The sequence below is a fragment of the Meiothermus granaticius NBRC 107808 genome (assembly GCF_003574355.1).
Classification (GTDB): domain Bacteria; phylum Deinococcota; class Deinococci; order Deinococcales; family Thermaceae; genus Meiothermus; species Meiothermus granaticius.
The window spans coordinates 30,355-45,117 of sequence record NZ_QWLB01000020.1; the positions used below are offsets into that span (position 1 = coordinate 30,355).

14 protein-coding genes are annotated in these 14,763 nt (G+C 61.9%); 6 read left to right on the top strand and 8 right to left on the bottom strand.

The features are described 5' to 3' along the window. Positions 1 to 7: 7 nt before the first annotated feature. The 5 genes from Mgrana_RS08525 to Mgrana_RS08545 all read right to left on the bottom strand — a co-directional run bounded on the left by Mgrana_RS08525 (position 8) and on the right by Mgrana_RS08545 (position 4,522). Positions 8 to 766: a class I fructose-bisphosphate aldolase gene (locus Mgrana_RS08525; RefSeq protein ID WP_119357188.1), complete on the bottom strand. Its 759-nt coding sequence runs from the start codon at positions 764 to 766 to the stop codon at positions 8 to 10. Then, positions 763 to 1,683: a 6-phosphofructokinase gene (locus tag Mgrana_RS08530; RefSeq protein ID WP_119357189.1), complete on the bottom strand. Its 921-nt coding sequence runs from the start codon at positions 1,681 to 1,683 to the stop codon at positions 763 to 765. The genes Mgrana_RS08525 and Mgrana_RS08530 overlap by 4 nt, the downstream gene beginning before the upstream one ends. 3 nt (positions 1,684 to 1,686) lie before the next feature. Next, a complete protein-coding gene (locus tag Mgrana_RS08535) occupies positions 1,687 to 2,421 on the bottom strand; it encodes an ATP-binding cassette domain-containing protein (protein ID WP_119357190.1) in 735 nt (244 codons plus the stop codon). A 19-nt stretch (positions 2,422 to 2,440) separates the two neighbouring features. Further along, positions 2,441 to 3,442, bottom strand: a complete 1,002-nt coding sequence (locus tag Mgrana_RS08540; protein WP_240631294.1) for an ABC transporter permease subunit — start codon at positions 3,440 to 3,442, stop codon at positions 2,441 to 2,443. A 93-nt stretch (positions 3,443 to 3,535) separates the two neighbouring features. Further along, a complete protein-coding gene (locus Mgrana_RS08545) occupies positions 3,536 to 4,522 on the bottom strand; it encodes an ABC transporter substrate-binding protein (protein WP_119357191.1) in 987 nt (328 codons plus the stop codon). A 199-nt stretch (positions 4,523 to 4,721) separates the two neighbouring features. On the opposite strand from Mgrana_RS08545, the gene Mgrana_RS08550 reads away from it, so the two are divergent. After that, complete coding sequence (locus Mgrana_RS08550; RefSeq protein WP_119357192.1) at positions 4,722 to 5,672, top strand: ROK family protein; 951 nt, start codon at positions 4,722 to 4,724, stop codon at positions 5,670 to 5,672. Positions 5,673 to 5,685: 13 nt separating this feature from the next. Here Mgrana_RS08550 and Mgrana_RS08555 read toward each other — a convergent pair whose 3' ends face one another. Next, positions 5,686 to 6,327 (bottom strand): Crp/Fnr family transcriptional regulator, encoded by a 642-nt coding sequence (locus Mgrana_RS08555; RefSeq protein WP_119357193.1) that lies wholly within the window; start codon positions 6,325 to 6,327, stop codon positions 5,686 to 5,688. 128 nt (positions 6,328 to 6,455) lie between these two features. Between Mgrana_RS08555 and Mgrana_RS08560 the strand changes: the two genes are divergently transcribed. Next, complete coding sequence (locus Mgrana_RS08560; protein WP_119357194.1) at positions 6,456 to 7,724, top strand: LCP family protein; 1,269 nt, start codon at positions 6,456 to 6,458, stop codon at positions 7,722 to 7,724. On the opposite strand, the gene Mgrana_RS08565 is transcribed toward Mgrana_RS08560, so the two are convergent. Further along, positions 7,721 to 9,670, bottom strand: coding sequence for an APC family permease (locus tag Mgrana_RS08565; RefSeq protein WP_119357195.1), 1,950 nt, complete (start codon positions 9,668 to 9,670; stop codon positions 7,721 to 7,723). The two genes, Mgrana_RS08560 and Mgrana_RS08565, sit on opposite strands and share 4 nt — an antisense overlap. 50 nt (positions 9,671 to 9,720) lie before the next feature. Next, positions 9,721 to 10,098 (bottom strand): roadblock/LC7 domain-containing protein, encoded by a 378-nt coding sequence (locus Mgrana_RS08570; RefSeq protein WP_119357196.1) that lies wholly within the window; start codon positions 10,096 to 10,098, stop codon positions 9,721 to 9,723. Between the two features lie 274 nt (positions 10,099 to 10,372). On the opposite strand from Mgrana_RS08570, the gene Mgrana_RS08575 reads away from it, so the two are divergent. From Mgrana_RS08575 to Mgrana_RS08590, 4 genes are all read left to right on the top strand, one after another. Then, positions 10,373 to 11,161 carry a DeoR/GlpR family DNA-binding transcription regulator gene (locus tag Mgrana_RS08575; protein WP_119357197.1) on the top strand — a complete coding sequence of 263 codons (789 nt, stop codon included), beginning with the start codon at positions 10,373 to 10,375 and terminating at the stop codon, positions 11,159 to 11,161. A 46-nt stretch (positions 11,162 to 11,207) separates the two neighbouring features. After that, positions 11,208 to 12,158: an ABC transporter substrate-binding protein gene (locus Mgrana_RS08580; protein WP_119357198.1), complete on the top strand. Its 951-nt coding sequence runs from the start codon at positions 11,208 to 11,210 to the stop codon at positions 12,156 to 12,158. A gap of 78 nt (positions 12,159 to 12,236) precedes the next feature. Beyond that, positions 12,237 to 13,784: a sugar ABC transporter ATP-binding protein gene (locus tag Mgrana_RS08585; RefSeq protein WP_206075069.1), complete on the top strand. Its 1,548-nt coding sequence runs from the start codon at positions 12,237 to 12,239 to the stop codon at positions 13,782 to 13,784. After that, complete coding sequence (locus tag Mgrana_RS08590) at positions 13,781 to 14,755, top strand: ABC transporter permease subunit (protein ID WP_119357200.1); 975 nt, start codon at positions 13,781 to 13,783, stop codon at positions 14,753 to 14,755. The genes Mgrana_RS08585 and Mgrana_RS08590 overlap by 4 nt, the downstream gene beginning before the upstream one ends. Positions 14,756 to 14,763 lie beyond the last annotated feature (8 nt).

Below are 14,763 nucleotides of genomic sequence, written 5' to 3' on the forward strand. Positions count from 1 at the left end.
ACCCGGCTTACAGCAGCGCCCGAATGGCTGCAATGGCCTCGGTCATATCCGGGCGCTGCCAGACGTTGCGCCCGATCACCACGCCTCGAGCCCCGCTCCTAAGCCCTTCCGAGATGCGGCGGTACAGGGCCTCGGGGTCGTCCTGCTTGGCCCCCCCCAGGAACACCGTAGGCACCTCCCAGGCCAGGATTTGCTCCAGGGCCTTTGGCCCTACCGCCGGGATTTTGAGGATATCGGCCCCTAGCTCCAGGGCAATCCGTGCCCCATGCACGATCACCTGATCCTGGTCTTCGGGCAGCAGGGCCTCTCCCATCCAGAGCGGCTCGAGCATCAATGGAAATCCTTGCTGATCGGCCTCTTCAGCCACCTGGGCGATGACCCGAATGTTTTGCTCGATCACCGCTTCGCTCAAGCCCCAGGGGAAGAGCAGCTTGACCACATCGGCCCCCAGGGCTTGGGCTCGCCGCACGGTGGTGATGGGGATTTCGGCCCGGATGGTCTCGAGCAGCCCTGGGCGGTTGCCCCAGAGCTGGGTGTCCAGGGTCAGGGTGAGGGTCATCTCTCCCCGCTCGGGCCCCAGATGCTTGGCCAACCCAGGGGACATCAGGGTGCCGTCTACCCCTGCCTGGCGCAGGGCCCGCAGGGTGGCCCGGGGGTTTTCCAGCCCCGGTATATTGCCCAGGCTCAAGCCATGGTCAATGGGGATGATCAGGGCTTTGCGGTTTGGAGGAAGGACACGGTGCAGGCGCTGGGTCAGTTCACTCATAACAGATCCTTGGGAAAAGGTTTGCGGGGGCCGATTTGTTCGAAAGCAACCCGCCGGTACTGCCCCTGCTGGAGCCCAATCATCCCGCTGTGGTGGTGGGCCAGGGCCTCAACCGCGTGTTCAGCCAGGGCCCTGGCCAGCAGTCGGTCATGCCCGCTGGGCCGTCCCCCTCGCTGGGCATGGCCGATGCGGGTATGGCGCAGCCGCAGGCCGAGCGCCTGCTCGAGCCGCTCGAGGGTTCCCATCAGCTCCGGGTAGCCCTCGGAGGCCACCAAGAAGGCGAAGCCTTGGCGCCCCAGGGCCTCCCGCATGTTCTGCTCGAGGACCTCCAAAGGGAGGGGGCGCTCGGGCACCAGCAGCACATCCGCCCCCCCTGCGCGGGCCACGGCTTGGGCTAGAAAACCGGTATCCCCGCCCAGGGTCTCGAGGCTGAACCACCGGGGTAGGGCTTCAGCGGTATCCCGCAGGCCGTCGAACAGCCAGAGGGCGGTGTTGAGGGCGGTATCAAACCCGATAGACTCGTCGGAGCCGTCCACGTCGTTGTCAATCGTGCAGGGAATGCCCACCACCTTGAACCCGGCCTCGGCGATCCGGGCGGCCCCCGCCAGCGAACCGTTCCCCCCCAGGACCAGCAGATGGCTCACCTCGGCTTGCTGGAGCCGATGAAGGGCAGCGGGGATCTTGTGGGCGAACTCGGGTTCCCGGGCGGTTCCCAGGAAGGTGCCGCCCAGCCGGGCATACGGCAAGGCTTTAGAGGAGGAGAGGGGTAGGCTTTCTCCCCGCAGCAAACCGGAAAACCCCTGGCGAATGCCCAGCACCTCCCAGCCTCGAGCCTGGGCTGCGTGGGTGGCGGCCCAGACCGCCATGTTCATGCCAGGCGAATCGCCACCTGAGGTGAGAATGGCCAGCTTGGACATGGCTTATCCCCCTACCATCAGCTTGACGATCTCGTCACCGTGGGTTTCGTGGGCTGGGCGCTCCCCGGCTTTTTGCCCCCGCAGGAGCACCAGAATTCGGTCGGAGACCGCGAAGATATCCCCCAGGTTGTGTGAGATGAAGATGATCGCTACCCCCTGAGCCTTGAGCCGCTGGATGAGCTCAACCACCTTGCGCTGTTCGGGGACCCCCAAAGCCGCGGTGGGCTCGTCCATGATCAGAATCCGGGCTTTCCAGTAGATGGCCCGGGCAATGGCCACGGCCTGGCGCTGCCCCCCGGAGAGCGCGCTCACCGGGCGATCCAAAGCGGTTTGGATGTCCAGGGTGTCGAGCACGGTGCGGGCTTCGGCCCGCATCTTGGGTCGGTCCAGTACCGGCAGGCCGAAAACCCGGTGCATGGGTTCGCGGCCTAAAAAGACGTTGGCCCCCACGTCGAGGTTGTCGGCCAGGGCCAAATCTTGGTAGATGGTCTCGATCCCCACGGCCCTGGCCTCGCGGGGATTGCTAAAGCGCACCTCACGGCCCTCGAAGAAGATCTGCCCTTCCTCAGGGGTATGTACCCCGCTGATGCATTTGATGAGGGTGGACTTCCCAGCCCCGTTGTCCCCGGCAAGGGCCAGCACCTCTCCGGGGAAGAGCTGAAAAGAGATGTTGTTGAGCGCGGTCACCCCGCCGAAGCGCTTGGTGAGCCCCCGTACCTCGAGCAGCGGCTCACTCATAGGGCCTCCAGAGCCCAGCTCATGGCTTCATCACCCGGGCTTTAGACTGATCCACCAGCACGCTCAAAATGATCACCAACCCCACCGCGATAAACTGCCAAAAAGGCTGCACATTGATAAAAACCAGCCCAAACTGGATCACTGCGATGATTAGGGCTCCAATTACGGTGCCGATGATGGTTCCGGCCCCCCCAAAAAGACTGGCTCCCCCGATCACCACCGCGGCGATCGAGTCGAGCAGGGTGGGTTCCCCGGCCTGGGCGGCCCCCGCGGTGAACCGCCCGGTGTAGATCACCCCGGCCAACCCGGCCAGCAAGGCCGTGATGAGGTAGAGCTGCATGGTATGTCCGGTGACGTTGATACCGGCCCGTACCGCCGCCTGGCGGTTACCCCCAATCGCATAGGTGTACTGCCCGAACTTGGTCTGGCTCAGCACATAGTGCATGATCAGCACCACCACAGCGGTGATCAGCACCGGGATTGGAATCAGGCCGAAGAGGAACCCGTTGCCCATGGCGGAGTTGACCGGGTTGCTGGTGGGGACCGTGTTGCCAGCCGCGGCCAGAAACCCCAGACCCCTGGCCACCCCATACATCCCCAGGGTACCGATAAAAGGGGGAACGTTGAGCCGCGCCACCAAGAAAGCATTGACCACCCCTACGCCCAGCCCAGCCGCCAGTGCGAGGAGCACCGCCAGGGCAAAGGAGAGCGCTGCGGGCAGGGTGGGGTCGAGGGCCTGCATGGCTCGAGCGCTCACCACCGCGGCCAACCCCACCGTGAACCCCACCGAAAGATCAATCCCCCCGGCGATGATGACCAAGGTTTGCCCCAGGGCTAAAAGCAGAGGCTGGACCGCGGCCAGCAGGATGCTCTGCAGGTTGGTGGGGTTGAGCAAAAACGTACTGCCATAGGCAGCCCTGGCCCAGATTTCAAAGAACAACACCATGAAGATGAGGAAAATCCACGACCAGGCTCCCGCTAGCCAGCGCAGAAAAGGGTGAGGTCGGTTGGTAGCGTTCAAATCGGCTTCCACAGCGGATAAGGCTCCTTCTGCATCAAACCCCGTTCTGCGCTGGGGGAGGTCTGGGAGATTTCTCCCAGACCAAGGGGACCTTTATTTGGAGGAGTAGATGGCTGCTTTGGCCTCGGCGCTGTCGGCGTTGGCCTTGTCAATCACGGTGTAGCCGGTGCTGTAGCGGGTGGGGATCTTCTTGCCGTTCAGGGCGTCTACGGCGTACTGCACGCCGATCATGCCCATGTCGTAGGGGTGCTGGCAGACCGACATGTCAATGATGCCATTCTTGATCTCGTTGACAATGCTTTCTGGGCAGTCAAAAGCCGCAACCTTAACCACCCCGCGCTTGCCTGCATTTTTCACCCCGTTGGCGGCCCCCTCAGCGCTGAACAGGTTGGCCCCAAACACACCGGCCAGGTCAGGGTTCCGGGCCAGCACCGCGGCAAACTGGGCAGCCGCTTTGTTGGCGTCATCGTCGTTGTACTGGGTCTCGAGCACGGTGATGCCGGGGTACTTTTTCATCTCCTCCTTGAAGCCCTGTTCGCGCTGATCGGTGGTGGAGATCCCGGGCTTGACATTGGAAACATACACCTTGCCCTTTTCTCCGATCGCCTTGGCCAGGGCTCGAGCGGCGATGCGCCCACCTTCTACGTTGTCCGAGGCCACATACGACAGCGGGAAGTCGGCATCGCCCTTACCGGTCTGGTACTGGCCGTTCTCGCCGATAAAGGTGTCTACGGTGATGATCTTAATGCCGGCATCAAACGCCCGCTTGAGCGGGGCGATGAGCTGCTGCTTGTCGGTGGGGGCGATCAGGATGGCATCAGGCTTGCGAGCGATGATGGCATTCAACACCGGAATTTGGGTGGTGGGGCTGAACTCTGGCCCACCCTGGAAGATCAGGTTCACCCCTAGCTTTTGGGCGGCAGCCTCGGCGCCTTTGTGCATGGTGATGTAGAAACCATCGGTGGTAAGGCCGGGGATCAGGGCGATGGTGTACTTTTTCTGCTGAGCTTCGCCCAGCATGGCCCCAAAGACGATTGCGCCGAGCGCGGCTACCGCGACTGCCCATCGTGCCTTCTTCATACGCGCCTCCTTTGGACAACCCGCAGAATCGCAGAGGGTGTGCAATTCAACCGGCGAGGGCAGCTCTGGCTTCGGGGCCGCGCCCATAGTCTACAAACTGCGCCGGGAACGCGGTTGAATCGTTTTTCTGCCCGCCCATCGTATGCCAGAAACAAACGGCTTGTCAATCGTGGCTTTGTTATGCTGAACCCCAAGGGGCATGGCGCACGTACTGGTTGGGGATGTTGGCGGAACCAAAATTGGCCTGGGGCATCTGAGCAAAGCCCCGGCTTCTAAGGCCTGGGTTCCAGGAGGGGGGAAGGGTGCGGAACCCCTCCCCTCGAGCCTCAACCCCCTGGAACTGATCCCCACCGATCGCCTGCGGGTTCCCGACCCGGTAGAGGCGATGGCACAGATCTTGGGCGAGTACGCCGAGAAGCACACCCTGGAGCCCCAGGCTGCGGTGCTGGGGGTGCCGGTGAGCCCAGACCGTGACCTGGACCGGGTGCTTTCCAGCCCCAACATTCCCCAGCTCGAGGGGCTTTGGTTGGCCAGTGCGCTGCGGCAACGCTTGGGGTATCCGGTGTATCTCGAGCGGGATATCGCCCTGCTGCTCTTAGGGGAGTACCGGGCGGGTTCGGCCAAGGGAGCAAACTCGGTGCTGGGGGTGTTCTTTGGCACCGGGGTAGGGGCGGCCATGCTCCTGGACGGGAAGCCTTACCGGGGCTACTCGGTAGGGCTCGAGCTAGGACACATCCCCATCCGCAGCGAGGGCCGGGTTTGTGTGTGCGGCAATACGGACTGCCTGGAAGCCTATGCCAGCGGCCATACCCTGGTTGAGCTCTCGAGCCAGAGCGGGATTCCGCTGAGCCGTTTGTTCGCTCGCAGGCGGGAGAGCGGCTTCCTGAGCCGGGCCCTCAAGCGCTTTGGCCACGATCAGGCCTATGCGGTAGCAACCGCCATCAACCTGTTTGATCCCGAGGTCTGCGTGATTGGGGGGGGGATTCCCGCAATGAGCGAGTATCCTCAGCGGCTTTTTGAGCTAACCGTGCTGGAGCACCTGCGCCGCCCCTACCCACGAGAGACCGTGCGGATGGCCTGGGCTGCCCTGGGGCCTAGGGCGGCGCTGTATGGGGCCCTCGAGGTGCTGAGCCAGCGCCAGGATGGATAGGGCTCCGAGATCTCTAGAGCGAAACCTCGCGCAGCGCTTCCGGTTTGAGCACCAGGATGCGCCGATAGCCCAGCTCAATGGTGTCGTCCATGGCCAGCTCGCCCAGCACTTTGGTGATGGTTTCCCGGGTAGAACCGGCCAGATGGGCCAGATCCTGATGCGATAGGGTGACCTCGAGGCCTTCCTCACCGCTTTTCATGGCGGCCAGAAGGGACTTGGCCAACCGTGGCAGCACCTCCTTGAAACGTAGGTCGCGCAAGCGCTCCTCCGCTTTGCGCAGCCGCTTGGAGAGCAGCCATACGAAGGCCGACTGGGCTTCGGGGAAGCGGCTGGTGAGCCGGGCCAGGTCTTCGCGCGAGGCGGAGAGCAACTCGCAATCCACCAACGGCTCGGCAAAAACCCCGTAGGTTTCGTTGGGGAGCAGGGCCGCCTCGCCAAAGATCTCCCCGCTGCCGACCACGGTTAGAGTGATCTCCTCCTCGTCGGGCCCTAGCTGGAATAGCCGTACCCAGCCTTCAGCGATGTAGTACAGGGTTTTGGCCGGATCGTCCGGGTAGCAGACATAGCTACCCCGCCGGGCTGCGAAGGGGCGGAACACCCGCTCGGCTTCGGCTCGAGCTTCTTTGGGGAGGGCAGCTATGAACTCAGGTGACATATCTTTCTAATACTTTAGCCTGAGTTCCCCCTTCTTAGATTGGGAGAGAGCCCACAGATAGGCCCTAAGGCCCTCCGCAGGCGGCTTCGGTTCATGAGATCTTCACGCGGCCTGACTAAATTAATTCGATGCGGCGCTTGTGGCTGTTGGGGTTTTTGTTGCTTGCGTTGGGGGCAGAGCTGGGGTATTTCTGGCTCGAGCCGAGCCTCCGCTCCAAGCCCCAACCCAGCGATGCCCCTGCTTCGGCGGAGCCGCTGGCTCCCCTCTCTACCGCGCTGGGGGTGGGGGCTAGTGCGATGGGGCTGGGGCCCAAACTGGAGCAGCCGCTCAACCTGCTGGTGATGGGTGAGGACATTTCCTATTCGGGGCCAGCCACCCCGGTTTATAACTGGAAAGGCAACACCGACACCATGATGCTGGTGCACTTCGACCCCGCCGAAAAGCAGGTGGTGGTGCTCTCGTTGCCGCGCGATACCTACGCGACCATCCCCGGTCACGGCAGCCTTAAGCTCAATGCGGCCAACCCTTTGGGGGGGCCGGAGCTGGCGCAAAATGCGGTGGCGGGCCTGTTGGGGATAGAGGTGGATCGCTATGTGTTGATCAACGTGTTTGCGGTGCGCGACCTGGTCAACACCCTGGGTGGGGTTGAGGTGTATGTCCCCGAGGCCATGGACTACGATGACCGGGCCGCCAAGCTGCACATCCACTTCAAGCCGGGGCTGCAGACCATGAACGGGGATCAGGCCATGGCCTATCTGCGTTTTCGCCACGACCGCATTGGCGACATCGGGCGGGTACAGCGCCAGCAGGCCTTCCTGGAAAGCCTCCTGGCCAAAACCAAAGAACCTTCGGCCTGGCTACAGGCCCCGCAGCTTTTTTCTACCCTGAGCGCCAACATTCGCACCAATCTGACCGAGGAGGATCTGGCCAGGCTGGCCGGTTTCATGAGCAGCAAGCCTGAGGTGGTGCGGCTGCTGCTTCCGGGAGCCTTTTGGAGCGGTGGGGGGGTCAGCTACTGGCGCATGGACGCGGCTAAAACCCAGGTGCTGGTCAGTCGCTATTTGCAAGGCGGCTCGGATCAGGCCGGTGCAGCCCCTGGGACCACCAAGACCCGGCTGCCCAGCATTGCCCTGCGGGGGGACCCCAAGCAGGTGGGGCCGGTGCTACGGGCCTTGCGCAAACAGGGCTACTGGGCGTTTGCCGAGAATTATCAGGTTGAGCCCATTCAACAAAACTGCGTGGTCACCAACGGGGACCTCGAGGGAGCCCAGGCTTTGGCCAACCAGCTGGGGCTGAGCTGTGTGCAAGTGAGTGGAACCGGCAGCCTGTACGCGGACTACACCTTGCTCATCAGCAGCCAAGGCCTGACCTTGCCCAAGCCCGCCGCCACCAACTAATATCCCCCCACGTGAACCAATGGCCTGCGCCGGGCATTGGGCTCGGCTTGGCGCAGGACTTCATGGGTCATGGTGGGCACATCTCCCTCTCCTAGAATCAAGAACTGCAGGGCGGCTTGGATGGGGCTGCGCTCCCCCCACTCGAAGTAGATGTGGGGGATTTTTCCGGTGCGATCCCGGATGTAGAGCAACACCGCAGCGATGGCATTAGGCACCGAAGGGCTTTGCATGCGCAGAATGCGGTGTTCCCCTACCTCTACCCCCCGCACCTTGAGCACCCCCGAGAAGTCGGAGGCATCGGGAACGGTGACCTCGAGGAAGGCTACGGGGTCTTTGGGAGGCATATGGGTGCGGGCCCGCACATCGCTCTCCTTGGCGTTGTACTCGAAGGCGTTGCCCGATTCACGGTGATTGGCAATCAGGCGGATCTCGCCCTGGGCCAGGTTTTTAATGATCTCCTCGGCGTCAGCGTCTACTTCAATGCGGTCTACCCGCAGCTCGGTGCTGCGGAAGATCCTCGAGATCACGCTGATCACCACCACCCCTAGGATGAAAAGGGAGGCGATCTGCAGTCCGCTGGGGTGCTTCAGTACGTTGACGATCAGGGTATAGAAGAAGATTAGGCTGACCAGACCGAACCAAAAGACCGCCCCTGCCTGGCGCTTGTATAAGGCCGAGAGGGTTACCGCCACCGCCGCCGAACCCATCAGCACCAAAACCCCGGTGGCATAGGCGGCCGCCTGGGCATCCACGCTTGCCCGGAACACCAGGGTTACCGCAAAGCAGATGGCGGTGTAGATCAACACCAAAGGGCGCGTGGCTCTGGCCCAGTCGGGGGCCATGCCGTAGCGCGGCAGGTAGCGGGGCACGATGTTGAGCAGCCCGGCCATCGCGCTGGCCCCAGCAAACCACAAGATGGTGATGGTGCTCAGGTCGTAGGCGGTGCCGAACGCGTTGCCCAGATAGGTGTGGGCCAGGTAGGCCAGGGCTCGCCCATTGGCCTCCCCCCCCTCTTGGAAAGCCTGGGCGGGAATCAATAAGGTGGTCACCACCGCGCTGGTCAGGAGCATTACGCTCATGATCAAGGCCGCTCCGGTGAGGAGCTTGCGGGAGTTGCGGATGCGGCCTTTAGGGTGATCGGGGGTATCGTCGGGGTCTCCTTTGACCAAGGGCATGACCACCACCCCGGTCTCGAAGCCGGAAAGCCCCAGGGCGAGCTGAGGGAATACCAGCAGCGTCACCAGAAGCATCTGGGAGATGCTGGTGTAGGAGGAGTGCAGAGAAACCGACCAGTTCCCAAACACCTCGGGGTGCTGGGCGATCTGGACAAACCCTGTAATCACCACCACCAGGCTTAGGCCGATGTATACCACCACCAGCACCACCGCGATCCCGATGGCTTCCTTGAATCCCTTGAGAAACACAGCCCCCAAAAGCCCAATCAAAACCAAAGTGATGGGGACGGGCAAGTCCAGCGAGGTGGGCCAGAGCGGGTTCTCAATGATATGGGCGGTGGCGTCCGCGGCTGAAAGGGTGATGGTGATGACGAATCCAGTGGCTACAAAACCCAACAAAACCAGCACCACGAACTTGCCCGTCCAGCCTTCCAGAAGTCGCTCGAGCATTGAGATCGAGCCGTCTCCGTGGGGGCTTTCCCCGGCCACCCGGCGGTACATCGGCAGGGCCCCAAAGAGGGTCAGGAGCACCAGCATCAAGGTGGCGATGGGGGAGAGCACCCCCGCGGCCAGGGCGGCAATGCTGGGCTGGTAGCCCAGGCTGGAGAAGTAATCCACCCCGGTCAGGCACATGACCCGCCACCAGGGATGGGTGGGGTGCTGGGTTTTCTCCTGTTGGTAAAAGCCTTCGGTGGGTTTTTGGCTGCCCTCCAAAAGCCAGCGACGGAACTTGCTGCGTGCCCAGCGCGAATACGTCTGACTGCTCGCCATAGTACCTAGGAAAATAGTTTACTCCCCCCATCCAAAGTTGGGGGCTGGAATCAGAATCCCGGCGAGGAAGGGCGCAGGGCCTGACGGATTCGATAGGCGGAACTTCTGGCCTCGAGGTGTACCAGACCCAAATTAACCCCCGCCGGGAGCTGAACCGCCAGGAGCACCCCTCCGTCAATGCTATAAAGGCTGACACAGCCCTGCTCGCCGCAAACCGTGGCTTCGTGAAAGTTTCCTTGGGACAGGGTGGAGGCCACCCGCTGGCCCAGCTCATGGGCCAGGGCCGCCATTACCGCGACCCGGGTGGGCTCGAGGTCCTCAGGGTAACTGGCCACCACCAGCCCTTCTGAAGAGGCCACCACCGCCCCGGTGGCTTCGGGGAGCGCCTGACACAGCGTTTGCAGGATACGATCGAGTTCGTGTTTCATCGGAAAGTGGGTTGGTGCACAGACAAGCCAAGGTTATGGTACCTGAGGCGCGCTCTGCAAGGGGTGCTTATGCCCTAGCGGCCGGCAAGGGCAGGGTTGGAACCTCAAGCTGTTCGTTTATGTTTGAATGAACAGAGCCATAGAAACCCCAATTCCACCGGAACATATTGGCGAGCAAAGGGTTGATTTGAGTCAGATATCTGTTGATTTTTGTTTGAGCAGGTGATATAACCAGTGCACCTCAAGTACGGCCTCTTGAAACCTGTAGGAGTCTATGTTGCCTGACGATCGGTTGCGCCGCATCCTCGAGCTAGTGAACCGGCATGGCACCCTCAGCAATGTGGCCATCGCCCAGGCTGTCTCGGTCTCAACCATGACCGTGCGGCGGGATCTCAGCCTGCTCGAGCGCCAGGGCCGCTTGCGGCGGGTTCACGGTGGAGCGCAGGCCATAGATGAGCAGGACGTGGATTACTCCCTGCGCCGAGAGCGCAACTTGGGGGCCAAGCAGCGCATCGGGGCCAAGGCTGCCGAGTGGATCCAGGATGGGGAGACAGTCTACCTCGATGCAGGCACCACCACCATGGAAGTAGCCAGGGCGCTCAAGGCCCGGCGCCTACGCAACGTGCGGGTGGTCACCCATGCGGTCAATATCGCCACCGAGCTTTCCGGTACGCCCGGTTTGGGGTTGCTGCAGGTGGGTGGGGAACTGTTTCTGCACAACTACTCGGCCACCGGGCCGCTGGCTCTCGAGACGCTGCGGCGCTTTAGCTTCGACCGCTTGTTTTTAGGGGCGCAGGGGGTGGACCCCTCAGCCGGGCTGACCAACTCCTCGCTGCTGGAGGCCGAGGTTAAGCAGGCGGCGATTGACGCCAGCCGTTGGGTTTGCCTGGTTTGCGATGCCTCCAAATGGGGTCGGGTGACGTTCGCTCCCTGTGGGGACTTGCGTGACCTGGATCTGTTCATCACCGATTCCCGGCTTCCCCAGGAAGCTCGAACCAAATTGGCGGAACTCGGACTGGAGGTGATCACGGTTCCCTGGCCAGGGAACCCTACCCACGATTAGGCCCTAGGCTTTAAGGCTTGCTCGGTATCAAGGGAGGGAATGTGTTATGAAGCGTTCGACTAGAGGTTGGCTGATCGCCCTGCTGCTGGGCTCGGCCCTCGTGGTGGGGCTGGTTTGGGCTCAGTCCCAGCAACTGACCAAGGTAGCCACCAACCTGGGCTCTTTAGGTAACCCCTTCTTCATCCGTATGGGCCAAGGGGTGACCGATGCCGCCAAGAAGATCAACCCCAACGTTCAGGTGATCGTGGAAGCCGCCGATTATGACGTGGGTAAGCAGAGCGCGGCAATTGACAACTATATCGCTGCGGGGGTGCAGATCTTGGTGCTCAACCCCGCCGATCCTGAGGCGCTGGTCCCCGCCGTCAAGCGGGCCAAGGCCGCGGGCATGACTGTGGTCTCGGCAGACGTCGGCATCAAGGAGGGGGCCGATGCCATCATCACCTCCAACAATGTTCAGGCGGGGGTTCTGGCCTGCCAGTTCATCGCCGATCGCTTGAAGGGCAATGGCAATGTGGTGATCATCAACGGCCCACCGGTGACCGCGGTCACCGACCGGGTAGCAGGTTGCAAGCAGGTCTTTGCCAAGTACCCCGGCATTAAGATCCTTTCCGACAACCAAAATGCCGGTGGAAGCCGCGATGGTGGGCTCAAGGTGATGACCGATTTGCTCACCGCTAACCCCAAGATCGATGCGGTCTTTGCCATCAACGACCCCACCGGTATCGGCGCGGAACTGGCCATTCGCCAGGCCAAGCGCGAGAAGGAGATGTTTATTACCGCGGTGGATGGTTCTCCAGATGCGGTCAAGGCCCTTAAGGATCCCAACTCGATTTTCTTAGCCTCCTCCGCCCAAGACCCCTACACCATGGCTGCGCGGGCTCTGGAAATCGGCTGGCAGATCCGCACCGGTAAGATGAAGCCACAGACCGCCCCGATCCTGATTCCGGTACAGCTCATTACCAAGCAAAACGTGAACAGCTACCGGGGTTGGGAATAAGCTAAGACAAGCCCAGAACGGGCAGGGCTGCCGGTTTTCAGTTCACACCGAGGGCCGGCAGCCCATATGGATATGTTTATGGAACCTTCTAACCCCAGTCCCCTCCCAGGAGCACCCCCGGCCTTGGAAATGCGCCATATCTCCAAAGCGTTTCCCGGGGTGCAGGCTCTTAAAGATGTGAGCTTTGTGGCCTATGCAGGGGAAATCCATGCGCTGATGGGTGAAAACGGTGCGGGCAAAAGCACCTTGATGAAGATCTTGGCCGGGGCATATAGCGCGGATTCTGGGGAGATTCGGGTGTTTGGTCAACCGGTGCGCATCGCTGGCCCGCTGGATGCCCGCCGGGTGGGGATCAACCTGATCTACCAAGAACTCAACCTGGCGAGAAATCTCACCGTGGCCGAAAACATCTTTATGGGGGTGGAGCCAGCCCGAAGCGGCCTCATTGATCGGGCTGCCATGCGCCGGGCGGCCCGGGAGGTGCTGGAGCAGTTGGGGGCTTCCTTTGGTCCGGAGACCCCGCTGTCTCGGCTGAGCATTGCCGAGGGGCAACTGGTGGAAATTGCTCGAGCCCTGATGTTTAGGAGCCAGGTACTGGTGATGGATGAGCCCACCGCGGCCCTTTCCGAACGCGAGACCGAACGGTTGTTTGAACTCATCCGCAGGTTACGGGATCAGGGGATTGCGGTGGTCTACATCTCACACCGCATGGCTGAGGTCTATGCACTGGCCGACAAGGTGACGGTGCTTCGGGATGGGCAGTACATCGGTACCCTGGAGAAAAAAGAGATCAACGCCGAGCGGGTAGTGCAGATGATGGTGGGGCGGCCTGTGCAGGATTTCTACGAGCACCGCACCGCCCGAACCAAAGGGGAGGTGATGCTCGAGGTGCGGGGCATCACCGATGGTAAAAAGGTACAACCTTCCTCGTTCAGCGTGCGGGCGGGGGAGATTTTAGGACTGGCTGGGTTGATCGGTGCGGGGCGTACCGAGCTGGCCCGGCTGATTTTTGGGGCCGACCCAAAGGCTTCGGGTGCGGTGCGGATCGGTGGGCAGCCGGTGCGCATCCAAAGCCCTACCGACGCCATTGCGGCGGGGATCGGGTATGTTCCAGAAAACCGCAAGGAGCAAGGGTTGTTCCTCCAGATGGCTTCCGGCGATAACATCGCGATGAACGTGCTGAGCCATTACGCCGCTGCGGGGATTATCAACCCCATTGGGGTAGGGCAGTTGGTGCGCCAGGCTATCAAGGATCTCTCGATTCGGGTAGCCAGCCCGGCAACCCGGGCGATCAACCTCTCAGGTGGGAATCAGCAAAAGCTGCTACTGGCTCGCTGGCTTGCGATTGGCCCCAAGGTGCTGATCCTAGACGAACCCACTCGAGGGGTGGATATCGGGGCCAAGGCAGAGATTTACCGGCTGATCGGTGAGCTCGCTGCCAAGGGGGTGGCGGTGGTGTTTATTTCGTCAGAGCTGCCGGAAGTGGTAGGGATGAGCGACCGGGTGCTGGTGATGCGGGAAGGGCATTTGGTCGGTGAGCTCGACCCTGCCCGTGGGGATGTGATCAGCCAGGAACACATCATGGCTTATGCCACCGGAGTGAAAGAGATGGAGGTACGGGCTTGAGCACCGAGGCTAAACGACAAACCAACAAGGCTACCCGGGCGGACATCCTGGGGGCATTGGGTATTCTGCCCGTACTTATCTTGATCTGTATCATCTTTGCGATCTTATCTCCCAACTTCGCTACCCCCAACAACTTCATCAACGTGCTGCGCCAGGCCTCGATCAACGTGGTACTGGCCGCAGGGATGACCTTTGTAATCCTTACCGCCGGAATTGATCTCTCGGTGGGGGCCATTCTAGGGGCCTCGGCGGTGGTGGCACTTCAGGTCTCTCTGATGCCCCAGTGGGGCTGGGCGGCGATCCCGGCGGGGCTTTTGGCGGGGCTGGCCTTTGGCCTGATTAACGGGCTGCTGATTGCCTATCTGAAGCTCTCGCCCTTTGTGGTGACGCTGGGTGCGTACAGCGCGGTGCGTGGGGCGGCATACCTGCTGGCCAACAACGGCCAGACCGTGATCAACTCCAATTTGAGTTTTGCCGCGATTGGCAACGACAGCTTTCTGGGGGTTCCCTGGTTGGTCTGGATTGCCCTGCTGGTGATTTTGGCTAGCTGGTTTATCCTGCGCCGCACGGTGCTGGGGGTGCATGTCTATGCGGTGGGCGGCAACGAACAGGCCGCACGGCTCACCGGCATCAAGGTGCCGCGGGTACTGCTCTTTGTCTATGGCTTCAGCGGGCTATGCGCGGGTTTGGCTGGAGTGATGAGTGCAGCCCGGCTCTATAGCGCCAACGGTATCCTAGGGACCGGGTATGAACTCGACGCGATTGCAGCGGTGGTGCTGGGGGGTACCAGTCTGGCCGGTGGGGTGGGCTCGGTCTTGGGGACTACCCTGGGCGCAATGATCATCGCCGTGCTCAACAACGGGTTAACCATCTTGGGGGTTTCCTCGTTCTGGCAGCTGGTGGTCAAGGGGGTGGTGATTGTGATCGCGGTGGCGGTGGATCGCCTGCGCACGGCTCGAGCCGGGCGATAGAAGAGCGC

What these genes read in the sequence shown, in the direction of transcription:
- Mgrana_RS08545 (WP_119357191.1), bottom strand. Translation starts at nt 4,522, where the DNA reads ATGAAGAAGGCACGATGGGCAGTCGCGGTAGCCGCGCTCGGCGCAATC.
- Mgrana_RS08550 (WP_119357192.1), top strand. Translation starts at nt 4,722, where the DNA reads ATGGCGCACGTACTGGTTGGGGATGTTGGCGGAACCAAAATTGGCCTG.
- Mgrana_RS08565 (WP_119357195.1), bottom strand. Translation starts at nt 9,670, where the DNA reads ATGGCGAGCAGTCAGACGTATTCGCGCTGGGCACGCAGCAAGTTCCGT.
- Mgrana_RS08555 (WP_119357193.1), bottom strand. Translation starts at nt 6,327, where the DNA reads ATGTCACCTGAGTTCATAGCTGCCCTCCCCAAAGAAGCTCGAGCCGAA.
- Mgrana_RS08560 (WP_119357194.1), top strand. Translation starts at nt 6,456, where the DNA reads ATGCGGCGCTTGTGGCTGTTGGGGTTTTTGTTGCTTGCGTTGGGGGCA.
- Mgrana_RS08570 (WP_119357196.1), bottom strand. Translation starts at nt 10,098, where the DNA reads ATGAAACACGAACTCGATCGTATCCTGCAAACGCTGTGTCAGGCGCTC.
- Mgrana_RS08530 (WP_119357189.1), bottom strand. Translation starts at nt 1,683, where the DNA reads ATGTCCAAGCTGGCCATTCTCACCTCAGGTGGCGATTCGCCTGGCATG.
- Mgrana_RS08525 (WP_119357188.1), bottom strand. Translation starts at nt 766, where the DNA reads ATGAGTGAACTGACCCAGCGCCTGCACCGTGTCCTTCCTCCAAACCGC.
- Mgrana_RS08575 (WP_119357197.1), top strand. Translation starts at nt 10,373, where the DNA reads ATGTTGCCTGACGATCGGTTGCGCCGCATCCTCGAGCTAGTGAACCGG.
- Mgrana_RS08585 (WP_206075069.1), top strand. Translation starts at nt 12,237, where the DNA reads ATGGAACCTTCTAACCCCAGTCCCCTCCCAGGAGCACCCCCGGCCTTG.
- Mgrana_RS08535 (WP_119357190.1), bottom strand. Translation starts at nt 2,421, where the DNA reads ATGAGTGAGCCGCTGCTCGAGGTACGGGGGCTCACCAAGCGCTTCGGC.
- Mgrana_RS08580 (WP_119357198.1), top strand. Translation starts at nt 11,208, where the DNA reads ATGAAGCGTTCGACTAGAGGTTGGCTGATCGCCCTGCTGCTGGGCTCG.